3 protein-coding genes are annotated in these 1,701 nt (G+C 40.2%); all 3 read left to right on the top strand.

The window, feature by feature from the left end; all coding sequences use genetic code 11:
* Positions 1–149: 149 nt before the first annotated feature.
* The 3 genes from F6K53_RS40365 to F6K53_RS40355 all read left to right on the top strand — a co-directional run bounded on the left by F6K53_RS40365 (position 150) and on the right by F6K53_RS40355 (position 1,367).
* Complete coding sequence (locus tag F6K53_RS40365; protein WP_293085752.1) at positions 150–368, top strand: hypothetical protein; 219 nt, start codon at positions 150–152, stop codon at positions 366–368.
* Positions 365–661: a helix-turn-helix domain-containing protein gene (locus F6K53_RS40360; protein ID WP_293059271.1), complete on the top strand. Its 297-nt coding sequence runs from the start codon at positions 365–367 to the stop codon at positions 659–661. Before F6K53_RS40365 ends, F6K53_RS40360 begins: the two co-directional genes overlap by 4 nt.
* Positions 662–1,112: 451 nt before the next feature.
* Positions 1,113–1,367: a microviridin/marinostatin family tricyclic proteinase inhibitor gene (locus tag F6K53_RS40355; RefSeq protein ID WP_293059274.1), complete on the top strand. Its 255-nt coding sequence runs from the start codon at positions 1,113–1,115 to the stop codon at positions 1,365–1,367.
* Positions 1,368–1,701 lie beyond the last annotated feature (334 nt).

The following is a 1,701-nucleotide window of genomic DNA, read 5'->3' as shown; positions in this document are numbered from 1 at the left end:
TAAACTTGTTCGCACGGTGCTTTGGGGACGAAGCGGGAGTAATCCCGCTGACTTACCCGATAGATAAGGAGATAGAAAGAAGCCAGCGCAAAGTTTCCATGGCAAACGCTGGCTTCTGGCTCCTCCATTAACACAAGGAGATACATCCTATGCTAAAACCATTTCACCCTGATGGTGAGGCTCACCCCTACCAAGAAACTGTGGAACAGGCTTCGACGCTGTTTGCCAAGCTGTTTGCCACAAGCTGTCAGTGGCGGATTTGCCATCTCATTTTGCGACTAGCGCTATACTTTTGGAGTTCACCAGCCATCACCGTACTAGCCTGTGAACAAGACTTAGAAACTCTAGCAGTAGAGGAAGCTTTATGAAAAAGCCCCGTCCTCTAACCGAAAAAGACCAAGCCTTAATCCAGCGCTACAGTAACTGCAAATTGGGGATGACACCACAACAGTTTTATCGAAAATGGTTAGTGACTTACGAGGTCATCGCCTGTATTTGCTCCCGTAGCGAAGGCACAGTACAGCGCTGGTTTGCCAGAGGTCACAACTATCGCTCTCCGATGGCAATTGATTTGTACCATCTGGCCATAATGGATTTCCTTCTGGAGCATTTTGAAGAAATTCCTGAAGAACTCAAGAATTTCCTGTGTCCACCACATTAACAAGATGGAGATATCCGGAGATGGGCTCAGAATCGTCTTTATTTCTTTGATATCCAGATAGCATCGGTATTTTCAGGCTTGGGTAATGGTAATGGTAATTGTGATTACTCTCGTACCATTACCCATTACTAAAAAAAATACCAATGGTTCAAAGTAGGACTACACAGAGATTTCTAGGGCTATGAGACATAATTGTTATTTTTATGTCCTATTTTGTTTTAATTATTAAGGGTAGAATAAATTTTTGTTGCTAATATACTACGTAATACTTGGAAACTATCAAGTGTTAAGGGTTTAGTTAAGTGGTTATTTTTATCATGTAATATCACTTTAGGTAGAAAATTTTAGGATTTTTATTCTCTACTACCTACTTACTACTCCCTAATACCTTTGCTAAGGGCTAGTTTAACTAGCAAGTAAGTTCAATCAATTACCTAGGAGTATTTTTTCAATGTCAGACCTGAACAATCCAGAAGAAAATTCCCAAGCAGTTCCCTTTTTTGCCCGCTACTTGGAGGGACAATTTATTGAAGACTTATCTAAAGAAGAAATGGAAACTGTCAAAGGTGGTACTATATTGCCTATTCGCAGTCTTACCAGAAAGTACCCATCTGATCGGGAAGATTGGTCGGGGGTAACCTTTAAGTTTCGAGATGATATAATAGTTGAGACTCAAAAGTACCCATCTGATCAAGAAGATATATAGCAATCCGTGTAATATTTTCAGACCGGGGATATCTGGAAAATGGGGAAGAATCTACCCAGATCCTAACTTATTTATTTTAGGTTTCAATTAAAAATTTTCGCCAATTTGGCGTTACAGCTAGGGAGGCATGGCTTTTAATAGATTTATAGGGAAATAGTTGTGTCTATTCATGGGTCTATTCATGGATATACTCATACTTAGCCACATCCTATCTCCTATTTCCCCACATCTTATTTATCCACTAGGAGTTTAAAGCCATGTCTAATATGGACAAACCAGAAGAAAATTCCCAAGCAGTTCCCTTTTTTGCCCTTCTAGGTAGCGGGCAAAAAAG

This window comes from Moorena sp. SIO4A1, from assembly GCF_010672065.1.
Taxonomy (GTDB): Bacteria; Cyanobacteriota; Cyanobacteriia; order Cyanobacteriales; family Coleofasciculaceae; genus Moorena.
Note: the sequence above shows the minus strand (reverse complement) of the source record. Positions and strands in the feature narration are given on the sequence as shown.